Origin of the sequence: Clostridium sp. DSM 17811 (assembly GCF_018861905.1) — a bacterium.
In the GTDB taxonomy this organism is placed as follows: Bacteria; Bacillota; Clostridia; order Clostridiales; family Clostridiaceae; genus Clostridium_AD; species Clostridium_AD frigoriphilum.
This window is the reverse complement of sequence record NZ_JAHLDU010000004.1, coordinates 187,432-208,169: the sequence shown is the minus strand read 5'-3', so window position 1 is coordinate 208,169 and position 20,738 is coordinate 187,432. Positions and strand designations below refer to the sequence as shown.

General features: G+C 30.0%; 17 protein-coding genes. 10 read left to right on the top strand and 7 right to left on the bottom strand.

Annotation, left to right across the window (positions count from 1 at the left end; all coding sequences use genetic code 11):
* Nucleotides 1–390: 390 nt before the first annotated feature.
* Nucleotides 391–804, bottom strand: a complete 414-nt coding sequence (locus KPL44_RS07815; RefSeq protein ID WP_216248464.1) for a hypothetical protein — start codon at nt 802–804, stop codon at nt 391–393.
* 166 nt (nt 805–970) lie between these two features.
* Nucleotides 971–3,937 carry a DEAD/DEAH box helicase gene (locus KPL44_RS07810; protein ID WP_253201664.1) on the bottom strand — a complete coding sequence of 989 codons (2,967 nt, stop codon included), beginning with the start codon at nt 3,935–3,937 and terminating at the stop codon, nt 971–973.
* 337 nt (nt 3,938–4,274) lie between these two features.
* On the opposite strand from KPL44_RS07810, the gene KPL44_RS07805 reads away from it, so the two are divergent.
* From KPL44_RS07805 to queC, 7 genes are all read left to right on the top strand, one after another.
* Nucleotides 4,275–5,336 carry a 3D domain-containing protein gene (locus KPL44_RS07805; protein ID WP_216248461.1) on the top strand — a complete coding sequence of 354 codons (1,062 nt, stop codon included), beginning with the start codon at nt 4,275–4,277 and terminating at the stop codon, nt 5,334–5,336.
* Between the two features lie 240 nt (nt 5,337–5,576).
* The gene (locus KPL44_RS07800) at nt 5,577–6,587 is read left to right on the top strand and encodes a 2-hydroxyacyl-CoA dehydratase family protein (RefSeq protein ID WP_216248460.1); all 1,011 of its coding nucleotides are present in this window, start codon (nt 5,577–5,579) and stop codon (nt 6,585–6,587) included.
* On the top strand, nt 6,575–7,333 hold the full coding sequence (locus KPL44_RS07795) for an acyl-CoA dehydratase activase (protein WP_216248459.1): 759 nt from the start codon (nt 6,575–6,577) through the stop codon (nt 7,331–7,333). Before KPL44_RS07800 ends, KPL44_RS07795 begins: the two co-directional genes overlap by 13 nt.
* Before the next feature lie 21 nt (nt 7,334–7,354).
* On the top strand, nt 7,355–7,786 hold the full coding sequence (queD, locus tag KPL44_RS07790; protein WP_216248458.1) for a 6-carboxytetrahydropterin synthase QueD: 432 nt from the start codon (nt 7,355–7,357) through the stop codon (nt 7,784–7,786).
* A gap of 1 nt (nt 7,787) precedes the next feature.
* Complete coding sequence (gene queE / locus KPL44_RS07785) at nt 7,788–8,453, top strand: putative 7-carboxy-7-deazaguanine synthase QueE (protein ID WP_216248457.1); 666 nt, start codon at nt 7,788–7,790, stop codon at nt 8,451–8,453.
* Between the two features lie 3 nt (nt 8,454–8,456).
* Entirely contained in the window at nt 8,457–9,047 is a 591-nt protein-coding gene (gene folE, locus KPL44_RS07780; RefSeq protein ID WP_216248456.1) for a GTP cyclohydrolase I, read from the top strand.
* 37 nt (nt 9,048–9,084) lie between these two features.
* On the top strand, nt 9,085–9,753 hold the full coding sequence (queC, locus tag KPL44_RS07775; protein WP_216248455.1) for a 7-cyano-7-deazaguanine synthase QueC: 669 nt from the start codon (nt 9,085–9,087) through the stop codon (nt 9,751–9,753).
* 12 nt (nt 9,754–9,765) lie between these two features.
* On the opposite strand, the gene KPL44_RS07770 is transcribed toward queC, so the two are convergent.
* From KPL44_RS07770 to KPL44_RS07760, 3 genes are all read right to left on the bottom strand, one after another.
* Nucleotides 9,766–10,344: a 5' nucleotidase, NT5C type gene (locus KPL44_RS07770; RefSeq protein ID WP_216248453.1), complete on the bottom strand. Its 579-nt coding sequence runs from the start codon at nt 10,342–10,344 to the stop codon at nt 9,766–9,768.
* A gap of 101 nt (nt 10,345–10,445) precedes the next feature.
* Nucleotides 10,446–11,387 carry a GNAT family N-acetyltransferase gene (locus KPL44_RS07765; protein WP_216248451.1) on the bottom strand — a complete coding sequence of 314 codons (942 nt, stop codon included), beginning with the start codon at nt 11,385–11,387 and terminating at the stop codon, nt 10,446–10,448.
* Between the two features lie 22 nt (nt 11,388–11,409).
* A complete protein-coding gene (locus tag KPL44_RS07760) occupies nt 11,410–12,090 on the bottom strand; it encodes a hypothetical protein (RefSeq protein WP_216248449.1) in 681 nt (226 codons plus the stop codon).
* 387 nt (nt 12,091–12,477) lie between these two features.
* Here KPL44_RS07760 and KPL44_RS07755 point away from each other — a divergent pair, with 387 nt between their 5' ends.
* Nucleotides 12,478–14,565: a helix-turn-helix domain-containing protein gene (locus KPL44_RS07755; RefSeq protein ID WP_216248447.1), complete on the top strand. Its 2,088-nt coding sequence runs from the start codon at nt 12,478–12,480 to the stop codon at nt 14,563–14,565.
* Between the two features lie 146 nt (nt 14,566–14,711).
* Nucleotides 14,712–16,139 carry an MATE family efflux transporter gene (locus KPL44_RS07750; protein WP_216248445.1) on the top strand — a complete coding sequence of 476 codons (1,428 nt, stop codon included), beginning with the start codon at nt 14,712–14,714 and terminating at the stop codon, nt 16,137–16,139.
* 73 nt (nt 16,140–16,212) lie between these two features.
* Here KPL44_RS07750 and KPL44_RS07745 read toward each other — a convergent pair whose 3' ends face one another.
* Nucleotides 16,213–16,863, bottom strand: coding sequence for a Type 1 glutamine amidotransferase-like domain-containing protein (locus KPL44_RS07745; RefSeq protein ID WP_216248444.1), 651 nt, complete (start codon nt 16,861–16,863; stop codon nt 16,213–16,215).
* Between the two features lie 360 nt (nt 16,864–17,223).
* Here KPL44_RS07745 and gltX point away from each other — a divergent pair, with 360 nt between their 5' ends.
* Nucleotides 17,224–18,879: a glutamate--tRNA ligase gene (gene gltX / locus KPL44_RS07740; protein ID WP_216248441.1), complete on the top strand. Its 1,656-nt coding sequence runs from the start codon at nt 17,224–17,226 to the stop codon at nt 18,877–18,879.
* A 54-nt stretch (nt 18,880–18,933) separates the two neighbouring features.
* Here the strand turns inward: gltX and KPL44_RS07735 are convergent, their stop codons facing one another.
* Nucleotides 18,934–20,694, bottom strand: a complete 1,761-nt coding sequence (locus KPL44_RS07735) for a methyl-accepting chemotaxis protein (RefSeq protein WP_216248439.1) — start codon at nt 20,692–20,694, stop codon at nt 18,934–18,936.
* Nucleotides 20,695–20,738: the final 44 nt, after the last annotated feature.

Below are 20,738 nucleotides of genomic sequence, written 5' to 3'. Positions count from 1 at the left end.
TTATATAACTGTTTAACGACATTTCAGAAGGAAAGTCTCTCAGTTCTTTACTAGAAATTGCATACTATAATAAAGAGATAATTTCAGTATGAGTATAAATTTCCTTCTGGAGTCTTAATATTTCAGCACCACAGGTGATGATTTAACCATTTGAATAATTATACATCAATATGAATAATTATTCAACATATTGTTTATTTTTTTTGTGGTTTTATTATGTTTATTTATTAACAGTGTATTTATAACCAATCGCACCATTTTTCTTGCATAATTATGCAATGAGACAACAAGGTGCCACCCACGTGGCAAGTGGCAAAAGTGACAAGCTCATATAAATAAAAAAGCCATAACAAGATTTAAATTATTTTAATCTTGCTACAGTCCTAATTGTTATTCCACTTGAGTTATTAGTTTTCTCATAATATCCTTTAATTTAAGATCATTTATATCTTCTGGAGCTATAATTATAACAAGTCTTATGCCATCATCTGATTTATCCCATTTATAAACTTTGATGTCTAGTACTGCACCATCTGGTACATACTCTTCAATGTCCATTGCAATTTCTTCTGCAAGCGATAGGTATTCTTCAAATAATTCATCTTCTGTTAAATCATTTAAATTATTTTCGCCTTCCATTAAATCATTCAAGGTATTAATAGCTATACTTAAATTAAAAGCTAATATATCCTCTCTCTTTGAACCTTTACTCATATCTTTAAGTACTTTAAATTCTGTGTTTTTCTCGATTGTATCTTTTATATCTTTACTCTCTACAATCGTACTATTAAATTCTACGTACATAGTTTCATCTCCTATTTGTGCCACACTTGGCAAGTGGCATCTTATACTATTTTATTACGAGAAATCAGTTTACCTATAGTTGAAGGTACTAAATTTAAGTATTCTGCTATTTCTTTTATATTACTTGCTTTATTATATCATAATCATTGTCATATGGGTGGCAGCTTTAAATCATGAGTATCTCCAAAATTTCTTCTTTTGTAAGTTTCCCAAGAACATCACTATTCGTAAGTTCCCCTGTAATTACACTCTCAATTAGATCTTTTTTATTTTCTTGAAGTAGAATGATTTTTTCTTCAATAGTCCCTTTTGCAACTAATTTAATTACTTCAACTACATTTTTTTGACCAATTCTATGAGCCCTATCTGTGGCTTGATTCTCAACTGCCGGATTCCACCAAGGGTCAAAATGAATCACCAAATTTGCTGACGTTAAGTTAAGGCCTGTTCCCCCTGCCTTTAATGATATTAAAAATACAAATGTTTGACAACTTTTATTGAATTCATCTACCATCTTAATTCTATCCTTAGATTTAGTTTTTCCATCTAGATAATAATATGGCATTCCTTTTTCTTTTAAGTTTTCTCCTATATTTTTAAGCGCGGATGTAAATTGAGAAAACAATATTATTTTTCCACCACTATTCACATGTTTTTGAATAAGTTCTGTTGCAATGTTTATCTTTCCACTTCCGCCTTTATATCCTTCTATCACAAGTGATGGGTCTAGACATATTTGTCTGAGCCTTGTTAAATAAGAAAAGACCTCTATTTTCCCATCAGTATTGTTTTTCATTTTATCCCTGACAGCTTTGATATAGGCTTTATATACAGCCTTTTGAGATGTAGTCATCTCAACTAGAAATTTCTTTTCTATTTTATCTGGCAATTCTCTAAGCACTTCATTTTTAGTTCTTCTTAATAGAAAAGGTTTAATAAGTGATTTTAGTTCTCCTAAATCAACCTTTTTTCCAGAAATAAATTTTAGTTCAAAAGTTTCTTTGGAATATAAATAGTTTGGCATTACAAAATCAAAAATAGACCAAAGTTCTAACAAATTATTTTCAATAGGAGTGCCAGTTATTGCATATCTTACTTTAGCTTTAACGTCTTTAATAACTTTTGTGTTTTGTGATAAATAATTTTTTATATTTTGCGCTTCATCTATAATACAATAATCAAAAACAATATTATCATACTGATTTAAGTCCATTTTTAGAGTTCCATAGGTCGTAAGTATTATATCATAATCCTCCAAATTATGAATTAACTCATACCTTCCTTTTTTTTCTCCATGTACAATTGCAACCTTTAGACTAGGAGCAAATTTTTCAAATTCCGCCTTCCAATTATAAATAAGGGAAGTTGGACTAATGATAATAGATTTTTTATTTTCAAATGATAATAGAAAAGCTATGGTCTGAACAGTTTTTCCAAGACCCATTTCATCTGCTAGTATCCCCCCAAGTCCCAAAGCGCTTAGTCTTTTAAGCCATTTAAAACCATCAATTTGATACTCACGAAGCGTAGCCTTTAAGTTCACAGGTACCTTTATTTCCATTTTATTTATGTTATCATAGATGTCTTCTATATCCTTTAGCACTTCGCAACCCTTAATGAATTCAAATTTTTTGTTTTTTATTTTGTTTTGTAAATACAATGCCTTATTTTTTTCTATCCTTATTGAACCATCTTCTAGTAACTCATCAGCACTTAATACTAATATTAGATCAAAAAAACTCCTAACTGTCTCATCTTCAAAGTTCAAAAAATTATTATTCTTAGTTTTATAAAATCTATTATTTTGTTTAAATGAATCGATCACAGCTTTTAACTCATTATCATAAATATTGTCTATACTATAAGAAAAATCATAGTAATCATCCATTTCCTTAATCTCTGCTTTTATATTCTTTGTATTTTGTATTTTCATATGCTTAAGTCCATTTCCAAAAGTAACATTTCCAAGGGAATAAAGATTGTTTTTACTCTTATTTAATATATCAAACAGCTGCTCATCTGATCCTATAAAAAGTAGCCTCTCATTTCTTTTTATAAACCTATATTTCTCCAGTTCCATAAGGATTCTGTCCTCAAATTTGTAATCACGTGTATTTGTTTTATGCTCACGGGTTATTTTATCTTTACTCCTATCATTCTTTAGTATGTTAATTTTTTCATTACCATAAACAACTAACAAATCACAATAAATATGGCTATCTACCTCATACAAGTGAAATTCTGCCTTTATAAAGTTTGATGCAAAATTTTTGACTTCTTCACTAATATTTACATCCCTTGAAATAGTGCCTAAAAAAGATATGATTTTATTATAATTAGTAATATTTACGCCATATAAAATTTCACGATTTTTTCTTAACCTTTCACAAATAAGAATATACCTTTGTACTTGACCCTTTGATGGTAAGTACAGTTTCCAATTGAATAAATATACATCATTTTTGTCATTTAATGATATTGGGAATTGCTTATGCGTAGTTAAAACAAAATGCTTTTCTCGCATCTTTAACGTAAATGTTAGAGGTAAATCCTGCTTTACAATTGGTGCTTCAAACTCAAACCCATCATAATTTAATCTAACTTTTTTATAATTAAGCCCTGAAAGAAAACCTCTTAAGTAATTTGCCTCTATTTTTGTTTTTTCCATACCTATTTGATGTTGAGCCTCATAATAAATTGAACCTTTCGCTACTTTTCGATTCAACTTTATAATATTACTTATGTGTTTCTTACTAGCATCATTCTCCCGTATCTTCCCTGATTTTTCATCCTTCTCTGATTTTTTAGAATTACCCTTTGTATATATATTCAAAAAACTATATGCTGTAGCTGTTAAATGACTACACATAAATAAATGACCTACAATAGAGACTTCTTTAAAATCCTCACAGGTACATTTTATACTATCTAATTTCATCTTAGCTAAATCTATTGTTATGTGTGTATTTAATTCTTTTGATTTAGTATCATTATTAACCTTTCCATAAATATGATACATATTATTTATCTTTTTTCCTTTGATTTTACTAACTAATCCCTCATTAAAAGCCTTTTTACCCTGACTTCTCATACTCTCTGAAGATGATTTGAATATTATACTTTGTAACTCCATTAACTTCACGTCTTAATCACCTCCAATTTAATAATACCTCTAAAATCACATAAATTAAACGAACTAAACTTTTATATGCTATAATAATTATATCACTTAAGGGAAAACCGGGTAAGAAATCGTTATCATTTGCATGTTTTACCTAAACGTGTTACAATACTGTTACAATAATTTACCAATACATTTATTGGTATAAGTATACATGACTCCCCTACTTCTCATGTGTTTTATGAGAGCGCTCTTAATTGTAATATACCCAAGAGCACTGTAGACCTAAGTATTTAGGCATCTGTAATAATAAGTCCCTGGTGCTTTATACTGAAATTAATAATAGGAGATGATTTTTATATTTAGATTTATGGAAGGTAGACGAATAAAATTTGTAATTGGATTCATACTGGTGGCAATAATTACAACTTCAACTATTTTTGTATGCTCCATTAGAAAAAACATTACGGTAGTTATAGACGGTAAATCAACTAATATGGTAACTTATCAAAAGACATTTGGTAACGCTCTAAAAAAATCAGATATAAGCATAGACGTAAAAGATAAAGTTGATAAGGCTCTGAATTCAAAAATACAAAACAACGGCGTTATAACTATAACCCGTGCTATAAACGTTAACGTCTTTGTGGATAATAAGAAACTTAATGTTAAATCTGCAGAAAAAGATGTTGCTTTAATGTTAAAGGCACAACAGATAGACATAAGCCCCACTGATAAAATTTCACCATCAAAAGAAACTAAATTATCGAGTGGCCTAGGCATAACAATAACTAGGGTTAATTCAAAAACAATAAATCAGTCAAAACCTGTTGATTTTAAAACTGTTATTAAAGAAAATGATAGTATATTAAAATCTGAAAGAACAGTTTCACAAAATGGAGTTAATGGCTTGAAAAGTATTACATTAAATGTAACTTATGAAAATGGAAAAGAAGTGGCTAGGAAAGTTGTTAAAGAAACCTTAGTTACACAGCCTAAAGATAAAATCATAGTTCAGGGTACTATGCCAGCAGTATCTGTTTCAAGGGGATCTTCAATTTCCAGAGAATCTACTGCATCAAAAGCAACTCCCATTTCTTCCAAAAGTAATTCATATAGTAAAACTTTTTCTGTAAAAACTACTGCTTACTGGGGTTCTGAAGGAACTAATAACACTTATACTGCCTCAGGACAAAAGGCTGTTAGAAATCCAAATGGATATAGTACCGTAGCTGTAGATCCAAGTGTCATACCTCTTGGAACAAAATTATATATAGAGGGTTATGGAAATGCTATCGCGGCTGATACCGGTTCAGCAATAAAAGGAAATTTTATAGATCTATTCTTTAATAATGAAGGTGAATGCGGTGATTGGGGTGTACAATACCTGACGGTGCATATACTAAACTAAATATTTTATATACTTAATTATACAAAAACTGCTACAGATATTATTTCTGTGGCAGTTTTTATTTTTCGAGACAATTTGACATAGCAATTAAAATATAGTAAACTTTATTAATATAAAACTTAAATAAGACAGTTCTAAACCATCCTGTCTATAAACAAAACTAGGACGTAACTACCGTTTTAGGTAGTTTTTTTGTTTGGTATCAGATGGTTCTTTTGTTATCTTTTAGGAGGAATCGTAATGAAAAAAATAGGTTTAACAACTACTGTTCCAGTAGAAATTCTAATTGCAGCAGGTTATACACCTGTCGATTTAAACAATATTTTTATAACCTCAGATGACTATTTGAAATATATAGACATTGCGGAAAGAGATGGCTTCCCTAGGAGTTTATGTACCTGGATAAAGGGTATTTATGGAGCCTGTTTACAAAATGACATAAAAGAAATAGTTGGAGTTGTTGAGGGCGATTGTTCTAACACAAAAGCTCTAATTGAAGTACTAGAACTACGAGGAATAAAAGTTTATCCATTTTCCTTCCCTCATAGTCACAAGTTAGAGGATGTAGAACATGAAATAAAAAAATTTATGAATGTCTTTAATGTAACAATAAAAGAAGTTGAAATAGTTAAGACCCGCATAAATAAAACTCGCGCCTTGGTCAAAGAAATTGATGAATTAACTTATATACATAATAAAGCAACAGGCTTTGAAAATCATCTTTATCAAGTAAGTTCAAGTGATTTTAATTGTAATGTAGATGCTTTTGACGTTGATTTAAAAAAAATTATTTGTGAAATTAAAAACAGAAAACCAGTAATTAGAAAACTTCGCCTTGGCTATATGGGTGTACCACCTATGACTCCAGATATCTACGCATTTGTTGAAAATCTTAATGCTAGTTTTGTATACAATGAGGTTCAAAGAGAATTTGCTTTTCCAAGAGCTAATAACGCCATTGATATATATCATCAATACTATGATTATACTTATCCTTATGATACGAGTTTTAGGATTGTAGAGATTCAAAAACAAATAGACAATCGTAAATTAGACGGAATAATTCACTACACTCAAGCATTTTGCTATAGGGCAGTTGCAGATATAGTTTTAAAAGAGAAATTAAATATTCCCATATTAAATATTGAAGGCGACAAATTAAACGTCTTAGACGCAAGAACAAAGCTTAGGTTAGAAGCCTTCCTTGATATGTTGCTAGATTTGAAGGAGGCTAAAGAATGCGAGTACTAGGTATAGACCTTGGAAGCCGCGAGGTTAAAATAGTTTTAATGGAAGACAATAAGATTATGCAAAAAAAGAAAGTAAGCACAATGAGTTTTTACAGAAATTATTGTAAGTTTGATGGTAAAATTATTGTTGATTTAGAAAAACTTGATATTAGCCATATTGATAAAGCAGTTTCTACAGGTTATGGTAAAAACAACACTGATTTATTACTATTTTCACCAATAAATGAGATAAAAGCTCATGTATATGGAGGATTTTATCAGACAGGTTTAAATAATTTTATACTTTTAGATATAGGTGGTCAAGATGTTAAAATTGTAAAAGTAGAAAAAGGTATCACAACAGACCTAGAGCTTAATGAAAAATGCGCTGCATCTTGTGGTAGATATTTAGAGAATATGGCAAGTGTTCTAGAAGTATCACTTGGCGAGATGAGCAAACATTATGAAAATGCTATAGAACTCAATTCAACTTGCGCAGTATTTTCTGAATCAGAATTAATTGGTAAAATAGCCGAAGGTATAAGTATAGAAAGTTTGTGCTCTAGCGTTAATTACTCCCTATACAAAAGGCTCCTACCATTACTTAGTAAGTTCCGTGGTAAAAAATTAATCTTAACAGGTGGTGTTGCAAGTAATATTGCAATTAAAAAATATTTAAGCAACAATTACGATGAAATAGTTTCTATCGAAGACCCTCAATTTAATGGGGCCATTGGATGTTGTTATTACGGGAGTGAATTTTTATAAATTTTAGGAGGAATGCCCCATATGTATATTTTGAAATCAGAACATAGCTTTGATAGTGCGCATTTTCTTTCTGGATATGAAGGAAAGTGTGCAAATATTCATGGACATAGATGGAAGGTTGAAGTCGAAGTACAATCAGAAGCCTTAACAAAAGGCGGTCAATTAGAAGGTATGGTAATAGATTTTGGTGATTTAAAAAGGGATGTTAAGTCCATGGCTGACGCCTATGACCATGCTCTAATTGTGCAAATAGGTAGCATGAGAGATGAGACCCTAAATTGTATAAAACAGGACGGATTTAAAGTGATACTTGTTGATTTTAGAACAACAGCTGAAAACTTTGCAAAATTTTTCTTTAAACAAATGAAAGATAAAGGATATAATGTAAAACGAACTACCGTTTATGAAACACCTAATAATAGCGCATCATATGAAGAAAGCGAGGCACATTAAATTGGAATATAAAGTAGTTGAAAAGTTTATAAGTGTTAACGGAGAAGGACCGCTCTCAGGACAACTTGTAGTATTTATAAGATTTGCAGGTTGTAACCTTAATTGTGGCTACTGTGACACCACTTGGGCTAATGAGACAGATGCCAGTTATAACCTCATGACACCTGATGATATATATGAATATATAAAATCTACCCAAATTCGAAATGTAACCTTAACCGGTGGTGAACCACTATTACAAGAAGGAATTAAAGATCTCTTAAAGATTTTGTCAATCGACAACTCCATTCATATTGAAATTGAGACTAATGGTAGTATTAATTTAGGTGAATTTGCAAATACTTACAACCCACCGAGCTTTAATATGGATTATAAACTACCCGCAAGTGGTATGGAGGGATCAATGGATTTAAATAACTTTGCTTATTTAACTTATAAAGATACAGTTAAGTTTGTAGCTAGTAGCATGGAAGATTTACAAAAATCCAAATGTATAATAGATAAATATTCCTTAACAAATAAAACAAATGTGTATATTAGTCCAGTATTTGGACAAATTGACCTAGAAGATATTGTAGAATTTATGAAAAGTAATAAAATGAATGGTGTTAATCTTCAAGTTCAACTTCATAAAATCATTTGGGATCCAAATAAGAGAGGTGTATAAGTTATGGCAATTGATACAAAAGCAATTGAGAAACATATAAGAGGCATTTTAATAGCACTAGGTGATGACCCAACCCGTGAAGGACTTATAGATACACCAAAACGTGTATCTAAAATGTATGAAGAAGTATTTGCCGGTATGTGTTACAGCAATGCTGAAATTGCTAAAATGTTTGATACAACATTTGTTGATGATTTAATAGTTAATGATGATTCTCGTGATATAGTTATAATGAAAGATATACAAATTTTCAGTCATTGTGAACACCATTTGGCGCTTATGTATGATATGAAAGTAACAGTAGCATATGTTCCTAATAAAAAAATTATTGGTCTAAGTAAAATAGCAAGAATAGCTGATATGGTAGGCCGAAGACTTCAACTTCAAGAAAGAATAGGAACAGACATTGCAGAAATCATGGAAATAGTAACAACATCTTCGGACATTGCTGTTATTATAGAAGGTGAACATGCCTGCATGACTACTCGTGGAATAAAAAAACCAGGTACTAAAACAATGTCTACTACTTTTAGAGGAAGATTTAATACTGACGTAATTTTAAACAATAAATTAATGATGCTTTATAATAAATAAGTAAAGATTTAAACAACTTAAAAGGAGCGTGTAGATTATGAATAGAGATAAAGCAGTAGTAGTATTTAGTGGCGGACAAGATAGCACAACTTGTTTATTTTGGGCATTAAAAAAATATAAGGAAGTTATAGCTGTGTCTTTTGATTATGGCCAGAAACATATATTAGAACTTGATTGTGCAAAAACTATATGCAAAGAACATGACGTTGAATTTCATGTTTTAGACTTAGGCTTACTTAATCAGTTAGCACCCAATTCCTTAACAAGAAAAGATATGAAAGTGGACAAGTCAGCCCCAAAAGATAGTGTTCCTAATTCCTTTGTAGATGGACGTAACTTATTATTTTTAACTTTTGTAGCCGTGTTTGCTAAGCAAAGAGGTATAAGTAATATTATAACTGGTGTATCTCAAAGTGATTTTAGTGGATACCCAGATTGCAGAGATGTGTTTATTAAATCCTTAAATGTTACCTTAAATTTAGCCATGGGTTATGATTTTGTAATTGAAACACCTTTGATGTGGATTAACAAAGCAGAAACTTGGAAAATGGCTTATGATTTAGGTGTGCTTGACGTTGTTAAAGAGCAAACATTAACTTGTTATAATGGTATAAAAGGTAATGGTTGTGGAGACTGCCCATCTTGCAAATTAAGAAAAAAGGGTTATATAGAATTCAAAGAAAAATATTTGTTGCAAAATAAATAAAACAAACTGTTATTACACCGCTTTTCTTTGTAATAACAGTTTGTTTATTGTATAATATATTTCTTTCCAGTTATAAACCCTAACTATATTACCATTTAATGGTTTCCTATTATAATTCGTATCTATTAAAAGAACCTTAAATCCTGCATTTGATAGTTGAACTGCATTATCATAATTATCTTCGATAAACACATTACATTCTAATTCTCTTGCTTTATCCACCTTATAATGGCTACCTAATACAAACAGCTCATCATATGCAATATTATTTCTCTTTAGATATGAATGAGTAAACATAGTTAGTTCTTTTTCTCTTGCTGTAACAAAATAAATATTATGAAGTTCACTTAGTCCTTTTATAACAATTTGAACATCTTCCCGAAGTATCTGCTCTGAATGGATTTCAAATTTGTTTTGCTGATAGAATTCATCATATTCTTTTAAACTAACACCCATTATTTCATGTATATAATACTTGGTTACCTCATCCTCTGTTATATTTTTATTGAAATATTTATTAGTAATATTAAGCCAATAATAAGCATCTGTTATTGTTCCGTCAATATCAATACATATATTTAAATTTTTCATAATGCCTCACTCTCCTCTATGCTTTCATTATATGCATGAAAAGTTAAGAACAGGTTAAATAAAGGTTATGTTTTATTTAAGTATTATTATCACCAATCGCTTTAAGTTATTACATAATAATCCATTACATTAACCTCTTCAAACCCACAAGATTCGTAAAGTCCAAGTGCATTTTTATTTTGTGACTCAACTTCGAGAAAAATGTTGTCAGCTCCTTTTTCTTTTAATATATCTAATGTAGCTAATAGAACTTCCCTTCCATAACCTTTTCCTCTAAATACTGGAAGCACTCCAAATCCATAAATAAAACCTTCATTATTAATTATACTAATATGAACCTTCCCTATAATTTTCTCTTTAAGAATTGCCATATAGCTAATGAAATTATTACCTTGCTGAATGAAAGAGTTTTCTACGTCTTCTTTATTCATATTAACTACTTTAGCTTCTTTATCATCCATTTCATTTAATGGTTTCCCAAAATAAATAGAAGTTTGCTTTTCAATTTCAGAGACATCCTCACTCGTTGCTAATCTAAGTTTAATAATACTAGCATTTTCATGTGACTGTTTAATCTTGCACTCTAAATCTTTTTTATTTAAGCACATTTTATACTCTGAGGATACATATTCACCCCCAATAGAATTTATAAAATCTATTCCATAAGTAGATGTATGATCACATAGCGCTAGAACCTCAGCTTTCGATATTCTTTGCCATTCTTCCTTTGCCATAAGGTATAATTTTCTAAATATCCCCTTTCGCCTAAAGTCAGGATGTACCATCCCGCTTATTTGGACTGAATTTCCTCCGAAATTGCATACTCCTAAGTATCCTACTAACATCTTATTCTCATAATAAAGAAATTCTAACAGAGCTTCGTCTTTTGCAGTTTCTTTTCTTTGCCTCTTTTTTAAATCAAGTTCCAATTTTAAGTAGATCTTTTGTTTTTCATTACAAATAGCGCAAAGGGTCCTAACAGCCTTATTTTCTTCCTCATCTAATTTTAATTTCATACAAATAGTATGATTATAACTTTCCATTATTCTCCCCCTAGTATTTACCTTAAATTCTACTTTTCTTGCTTTTACTACTTCTTTTACTACTTCTATCTCTAGAAACAACCATCCAGAAGTGTTTAATAGTATGTAATCCTTCATAAAAAAAACCTGTTTTACAAAAGAAGATCTCATCGTTTTTCGTTTTTATCTGTGCCCTAAATGGATAGTCATCTATATTTCCTGAATAGCAAATAAATTTACCCATGATCCTGCAAATATCTGTAGGTGTTATCTGATATGGTTCTAATGTTGTAAGCCTTATTCCTGCTTGCCTTAGAGCTTCCATAACAAATTCAGTGCATATATATGTCTTGTAAATAGCATGCCTTTTATTGTTAATAAGCCCAATAGCTTGAAGAAAATTGTAGTAGTAAACTTCTGTATCGTTATAAACTCCATAAATAAATTTACTTATCAATTCATATTTTTCTGCTGTTACAGGTATCCGATATATGTTTATAGGTACATTCTCTTTTAATCCTATAGTAAGGGTAAACACACTCTCATGAACTATCCCCCCCACAAGGGGATTACTTACTGACAATCTACAAAAAGAATACATTTGACTTAAATTTTTATCTAAGCTAATTGAAGCATGATTGTATTTTTCTTTTAAAAATTTTCTAACTATCTTGCCTGTAGATGTTGGTGTTCTTGAAATAATAACATAAACATACTTTTCCATTCATTTCTCCTTGTATCCACTTATATAAATAGATGACTTTCCTTCTAAAAGATGTCTAAACTTTATATTTGCATATAATAATATTTTTAGAATTAAAAAATGAAATTATTTATATTATAAACTTTAGAATAATTATTTTCCACAGAAATCATCCTTTATAATATATTTTTATCAATTAATATATTCTAATATTATTCTCAGTTATCCAATTTTTATGTTATTTATAATCTGCTAAGTTTTTATTGATAAATAATAAAATAACCATAACACTTCTTTATTACCTAGAATATAAAATTTAAATTACTATTTAAATTATGTGATGTATCATCTTGCAATTTAAGATGTATAATATATATACACATAATCGCAAGTAAAGAGGTTACTACAATGAGAAAAGAATATATAAGTTATATGAATGATTTACCTATAAGTATCTCCCTTAAGAATATAAATGACTACCCAATACATTGGCATAATTCTATCGAAATAATTTTTGTACTAGAGGGCACTATTAATGTACTTATAGAATCAGGCAATTATGAAGTATACGAGCGTGAACTTGAAATTATAAATTGTGATGAAGCTCATAGAATTTACTCAGAGGTTGAAAACAAGGTATTAATTTTCCACTTAGACCCTACATTTTTCGAAAAATATTATGATGATATGAAAAATATATATTTTTATACAAATTCAAGTGAAGAAGGCGTCCAAAGAGAAGAAAAATATGATGTTCTACGAAAATATTTGTCTATTTTAGCTTGCGAAGTAATACAAAAAAGCGAGAATTTTGATGATCAAATAGAATCCATTTTAGTAAAGTTACTATTCCATTTAATAAACAATTTTCACTATCTTTCATATGATGAGAAAGATATAAAAGAAAATGTAACGCAATTTCAGAGGTACCATAGAATCATTAGGTATATATATAATAACTATATGAATAAGATAAGTTTGCAAGACATTGCAAGTATAGAATATTTAAGTTCTTATTATTTATGTCATCAAATAAAAGAAATGTCTGGAACAAATTTAAAAGAATTAGTTAATAATGTACGAGTAGATGAATCTATTAAATTGTTATTAGATACTGATAAAACCATATCCGATATTTCTCTTGATGTTGGTTTTTCTCATGCCAGGTATTACAATAAAAGCTTTAAAGATCATTATAAGTGCACACCACTACAATTCAGAAAAAAATATGATATACCAGCAGATCAATTTGATAGTTTTAAAAAAATACAAACTTATGACCTATCTACTTCCATTCATTATTTATCTAATTATTTAGAAGACTATGATAGATTTAACTATACAAATAAAATTATAAAACTACAAACAGATTTCACGCTGAAAGGTGCGCATTTATACCACAAATGGGAAGAAAACATAAATTTAGGTCAAGCAAAGGAGCTTATTAAAGCAAGGGAACAAGAATATCTAAGAACTTTTCAAGAGGCTATAGGTTTTAAAAATGGTATAGTTCAAAATCTCTTTGGAAAAGAAATGAAAATATATTTTAATGAAAATGTAAATTTCTTAAATTGGAATGAAGTTGAAAAACTATTAGAATTTTTAATGGACATATCCCTTGTTCCAGTAATAATTTTAGATCAAATCTTTGAAGATAAAAATTCCTTTATAAAACTTTTAGAAAGTTTTGTATTATATTTCGCTGATATATATGGAATTGAAGTTGTGAAGTTATGGAAATTCCAAGTCTCAAAGGATCTATCTATAGAATATATAGATATTTCAAAACAAATTTTCGAAAAATATCAATTACAGGATTTAATAGAAAAACCTTTTAATGGTCCTGAAGCTATAAATACTATTTATGACTCTTCATACATGCTTCCATATATTATTCATAATTTCATTAATGATACTAGCAGTTTGAATGCACTAAAGGCTTTTGACACCGTAGAAGAAAGCTCGATTTTAAATAATGAACTATTTTTTGGATCTCCTGGCCTCCTTACCTTAGATGGAATAAAAAAAGCTTCGTATTATGCCTATTATTTATTGTCTAAACTAGGAAATGAAGTTATTGATAAAGGTGATGGATATATTATCACAAGAAGAGATGAAGATATCCAAGTTTTGCTTTACAGTTACAGTGATGAACTTAATACCCTAATTAAGCTAGAAGATTTAGCTAAAGGTAAAGGTAGTAAAAATATTACTGAGCGAAAAATATCTTTATCAATTAAAAATTTGATTCATGACTACAAAGTTATTAAATATGAAATTGGAGAAAAAGTTGGATCAGCTTATGATATTTGGTTACGAATGGGTAAACCCAAAAGACTTGGTTATGATGAGTGGAAGCTTCTAACTAAAATTTCTACCCCTAACATTTCCTTATCCTATGCTAAAAAAAATGCAGTTTATAATAATATAATAAAGATAGAAGGTTATGGCTCTACATTAATAGTTCTTCAAGAAGTACAAAAGCACCTATTTTAGGGTGCTTTTTTGTTATTTAAGTATAATACAAAGTCTCATGTTAGCAACTTTGTACTTTCTATCTAGCAATCGTGTGAATGTTTAAAAATACATAATAGCGTAGAATAATATCATAGAAACAAAAATTTTAAGGAGTAGTGGATTTAATGACGATAAGTAATATCACAGAAAGTAACAAAATGTTTGGTGAAGAAAAAATCGGGAAACTATTATTTAAATTTTCTGTGCCAGCAATAATTTCTTTAATGGTAGCCGAAATGTACAACATGGTTGATTCTATGTTTTTAGGTCAAGCTATAGGCGCTAATGCGATTGGTGCTCTAACCATAGCCTTCCCAATTCAAAGATTGTTTTTTGCCATATCTATGCTTATAGCTATCGGGGCTTCAACTTCCGTTTCAAGAAGTTGTGGAGACAAAGATTTCGAAAATCTTAAGATAATTATACCAAATGCTATAGTTTTAATGTTTATAACAATATCCGTAATTGGTATTAGCATTTTTGTTTTTCAAGATAAAATTCTAATTAGCCTAGGAGCCTCTAAAAATACATTTTCTCTTGCAAAAGATTATATAAATATAATCTTAATCGGTGTAATCTTTCAATCCTTTACTATAATCGCATCATATATTATAACTTCTTTTGGAAACACAAAAATAGTTTTATTAAGCACTTCTATTGGAGCAATTTTCAATGTAATTATAGATTATTTTCTAATAAATGTATTCTCTTACGGAGTAAAAGGAGCTGCTATAGCAACCGTTGTATCTCAAATAATAGCGTTTATATATGTTCTTATTGTATTTATTCAATTAAAAATGAGCCTAAAATTTTCTTTTAAATTAACCCTAAACAAAGCAGTGTCTGTTGGAATAGTATGTGTTGGATTTTCAACATTTATAATAGAAATATCAGACGCGATAGTTGCTGCTATATTAAACAATTTATTATTTTCCTATGGCGGAGATTCTGCCATCGTAACAATTGGTTTAACTACAAGGGTTTCAATGTTTTTATTTATGACAGTAATGGGTATAAGCACAGCTATGCAACCCATCGCTGCATATAATTTTGGTGCAGGAAATTATACAAGGTTAAAAGAAGTTGTTAAGTCGTCCATAATTGCAGTATCTGTAAGTTCAACTTTATTATGGGCAATATTTATGATTTTTTCAGATACATTTATAGGCCTATTTATAAATGATAAAGCCATTATTGAACAAACATCGAAGGCTTTTAGAATGGTTATAGCTGTATTCCCTTGCATTGGCGTATATTATCTATCAATATCTTATTGCCAAGCTATAAATAGAGTTAAGGCATCTTTCAAGTTATCAATATTTAGGCAGCTAATAGTATTTATACCACTTGTATATTCATTTGTAATTGGGCTTAATATGGGTGTATCCGGAGCATGGCTCGCTTATCCCATTTCAGATGTGATATCTTTTATTACAGCTGCTATATTTATTAGGTACACTTATACCACACTTGAAATACTAGAGAGACATCAAATTTTTAAACTTAATAAGATTAAAATAAGACTTGCGAGCATTGCGAGTGCTGCTAGTTAATATACTTCTATAAAACAACGACATAGTTTTAAAAAAATCGATGTATAAAATATATTATAACATCGATTTTTAATTATACTTGCTCTATTTCCCCCTCTTTTATCATATTTATATCTCCATAAAATTGTAATTCATTGTTAATTACAACTATTCCATCCCCATCATTACATGTATAAACTACATTACCAGTATTATTAGAATACTTCTTTAAATCATCTAAATACTTACTACTCATATTCCAATGTGGCATAAAATTAAAATCAACTAGAGCTAAAGATGATAGATTTGATAAACCTACTATATCCTCACTACCAAATTGTGCAGCTGATATATCCTTTGCCATCATTATCGCACCTGCGCATACCCCTATAATACAACCACCATTTTGGACATATCGTCTTAACCTTGTTATAAAATATCTTTTCTTAAGATTATTTAAAAAATAGTAAGCATTTCCACCTGATAAATATATTACATCTGACTTAAATATTGCATCTATTGTATCTATACTACAAAAATCATCTATATCAAAATACTTAAATTCAAAATTTCCATATTCACGCAATTGTATTTTTGCCTTTTTAAAACCTTCTAATTTCTTATCTGTAATTGAAGGTATATAACTCAAAGTATATTTTCTATCTAAAAATATTTCTTTCATCCTCTTTATTAAATTAACATTATCCTTTTGCGTAAAACCACTGAGCAAAACTAACGCGCCCATATTATTATCACCTCACTTTCATTTTCTTATAAAATTTTCATTATTTTATATATTATACCACATTTATGAAAACCTATACATGGTTATATATATATTTCTTTTTTTAGTCTATGAGAATTTTAAACACAATATTCCTGCTCTACTACTAACATATGGTCTTTATCAAAAAAAGTGAGAGTATTCTATATTGACATCTTCTAAAAATATATGTATAATTAAGCTTAAATGTACTAAAAGATATAAGCATATATAATTTCAATTTAGGTGGTACCGCGGAAGTTTACCTTTCGTCCTATTATATTTTAGGATGAGAGGTTTTTTATTTAAATTAAAATACTTACATAAGAAAGGATGATTAATATGGATTATTTAAAACTGGCTGATTTATTATTACCTAACGTAAAAGAAACTCCAGAATACTATAGAACTCTTTATCCAAAACGTAATCTTAAACCTAATGCTATGATTACAAGATACGCCCCAAGTCCTACTGGTTTTCAACATCTTGGAGGTGTCTTTGCTGCTCTTATATCCGAAAGGCTTGCACACCAAAGTGAAGGTATATTTTACTTTAGAGTAGAGGACACTGATAAAAAAAGAGAGGTAGTTGGAGCCATTGAAGATAGCACAAGCACTCTTCGAGATTTCGGTATTAACTTTGATGAAGGTGTTATAGATTCTAATAATGAAAAAGGTGCCTATGGTCCATATAAGCAAAGTGACAGAATTAATATTTATCATGCCTTTGTAAAGTCTCTAATATCAAAAGGCTTAGCTTACCCTTGCTTTTGCACTGCAGAAGATCTAGATAAAACGAGAACAATTCAACAAGAACTTAAAATTAATACTGGATATCATGGGAAATGGGCAATTCACAGGAATTCAACAATGGATGAGATTACTTCTAATCTCGCAAAGGGTACCCCTTATGTTATAAGACTTAGAGCACCTGAGGAATCTGGCAAAAGAGTTGTTTGTAATGATCTAATTAAAGGTACCATAAGCATGCCAGAAAATGACCAAGATATTGTAATTCTTAAAACGAATGGAATTCCAACATATCATTTTGCTCATGCTATAGATGATCATTTAATGGGAACAACCCATGTAATTCGCGGTGAGGAGTGGCTATCATCTCTCCCTATACATTTGCAGCTATTTGAAATGTTGGGCTTTACAACCCCACATTATGCTCATATACCTACAATAATGAAAATGGATGGAACATCAAAACGTAAGCTTAGTAAGAGAAAAGACCCAGAAATCTCAGTTGAATTTTACAGATCTGAGGGGTATCCTTTTATAGCTGTAACTGAATATCTTGTAAATTTAATTAATTCAGATTTTCAAGAGTGGAGAGATGCTAATAAAAATATTCCTTGCACAAGCTTTAATATTACCCTTGAAAATATGAGTAAAAGTGGAGCTTTATTTGATATTTTGAAACTTAACGATATTAGTAAAGATGTTATAGCTACCATGAATGCAACTACTGTATATGAACTTTATCTTAATTGGGCTAAAGCTTATGATGTTAAAATGTCGAATTTATTAATAGAAAATGAAGAATATGCTAAAAAAATATTTAATATAGAAAGAGAAAATGATAAGCCAAGAAAAGATTTTGTAAAATGGTTAGATGTAAAAGAACATATTGTGTATTTCTTTGATGATCTTTATAGAGATAGCCTTACCAAAGGATACAATTTCCCTGATCATATACCAATGGATGAGGTAAGAAGTGTTCTTTCAAGTTATATTGGTGTATATGATTTTTCTCATGATAATGATACTTGGTTTGCGACCCTTAAAGAGCTTGCTTTAAACCTTGGATATGCCAAAAATGCAAAAACTTATAAAAAAAATCCAGAGTTATTTAAAGGTCAATTATCAGATGTTGCGACAATTGTAAGAGTTGCATTAACTAATAAGACACAAACTCAAGATCTACATGAAGTTATGCAAGCTATGGGTGAAAAACGTGTTATACAAAGATTAAGCCAAGATTTTAAATAATATATAATAAAGAGGGAAACCAATATTTATTTGGTTTCCCTCTTTGTTTATACCCTAAACCTGAAATTCGTCCACTGCAGCTGTAAGCTTTACTGCCAGATTCTTCAAATCTTGTGTATGTGAAACAATCTGATCTATACTTGCTAGTTGCTCTTCTGTTGTCGCTGCAACCTGCTGAGTCGCAGCTGAATTTTCCTCTGTTGAAGCTGAAAGGGTTTCCAAAATTTCAATTATTACATTCTTCTCTGTTTCCATTTCTAGACTATATCCCTTAATACTTTTCATATCCTCTGAAATATTACCTATAGCTTCTAGTATCTGTACAAATATACTTTTAGCATCTATTACAGATTTACTTTGTTCTTTTGCTATTTCATTTCCAACTTCCATTGCTATAACCGCATCTTTCGATTTTTTTTGTATTCCATCAATTAGTTCTCTAACTTTTGCAGCAGATATAGCAGACTCTGAAGCGAGCTTTCTTACCTCTTCAGCAACTACTGCAAATCCTTTTCCCTGTTCACCAGCTCTTGCAGCCTCTATAGCAGCATTTAATGCTAATAAATTTGTTTGCTCTGATATTTGACTAATTGCCTGGGTTATTGCTCCAATTTCTATAGAACTTCTATCAACCTCAAGTATTATATCACTTACCTTTCCTGATGCCTTGCTATTCTCATCTGTTTTTTCTATAAGCTGTTCAAATGCAGAAAATCCTTTGCTTCCTATCACAACCGTTGCCTCTGTTACCTCATTAGTTTTTACAGAAAGCGCTGTTACAAGTTCTATTTTATCTGCTAAAATTTTAACCCTACTAACTCCATTTTGTGTCTCTAACGCCTGCTCACTTGATCCTCTTGCAATCTCATCAACAGATGCTGCTACCTCATTAATTGATGCTGTGTTTTCATCCACAATGGAATCTAACACCTGAGATGATTCAAATACAACAGTAGCAGAATTTTTCACAGAACTTATTAGTTCATTTACATTCTTAACCATTCTATTGAACGACTCATTTAGCTTCCCAATTTCATCTCTATTTTTTATATTTAAATCCGGAATACTTAAATTACCTAAAGCTACAACATCTACTGCCTTACCAATCTTTTTAATTGGAGCGGATATATGCTCCGCAAATAATATAATAACTGCTCCTCCTAAAACAAGCACAGCTAAAAGTACAAGAAGTGTAGTACCTAAAATTTTGTTTGAGCCAACATTAAAATCATTTGTATAAGTCCCTGCACTAACAGTCCAGCCCCAATTAGGATCCACCCTTTGGTAAGTTATTTTACTCGCAATTTCATCGGAATTAGCTGGAGTCCAGAAGTATGTTAAATAACCCCCACCGTTACTCGCTATTCTAATTTGCTCCTTAACAAAATAAGAACCATCTTTCTTATCCTTAACATCTATTACACTCTTACCCTCTAGGGTAGGATGTGCAGCTTCTACACCATCTTTTGTATATGCTAGCAAATAACCACTTTCCCCAAGACTAATTTTTTTATTAATAGGTCTTGTACCATCTGCTTGCTTTTTACCTAACATATACTCACGTGTTCTTTCCTTAGCTTCATCAAGCGTTAGTTTTCCCTCATCTACAAGTTTTTGATTTTCACTAATTACCATAAGTGTCATTTCCACACTATTTTTAAGTAAAACCTTTCCGCTATCTTCAAGTTCATTTTTGGCGACTTTATAACTTATTAAGCCTAATGCAATTACAGGTATAAGTAATAACATTCCTGTAACTATTATGAGTTTCGTTTTAATATTCAAACCTTTTGTTTTAGTATTCGCTTTTTTCATTAGTTGTACCCCCCTTAACAATCGTCTCTATATTATCGTTGTAA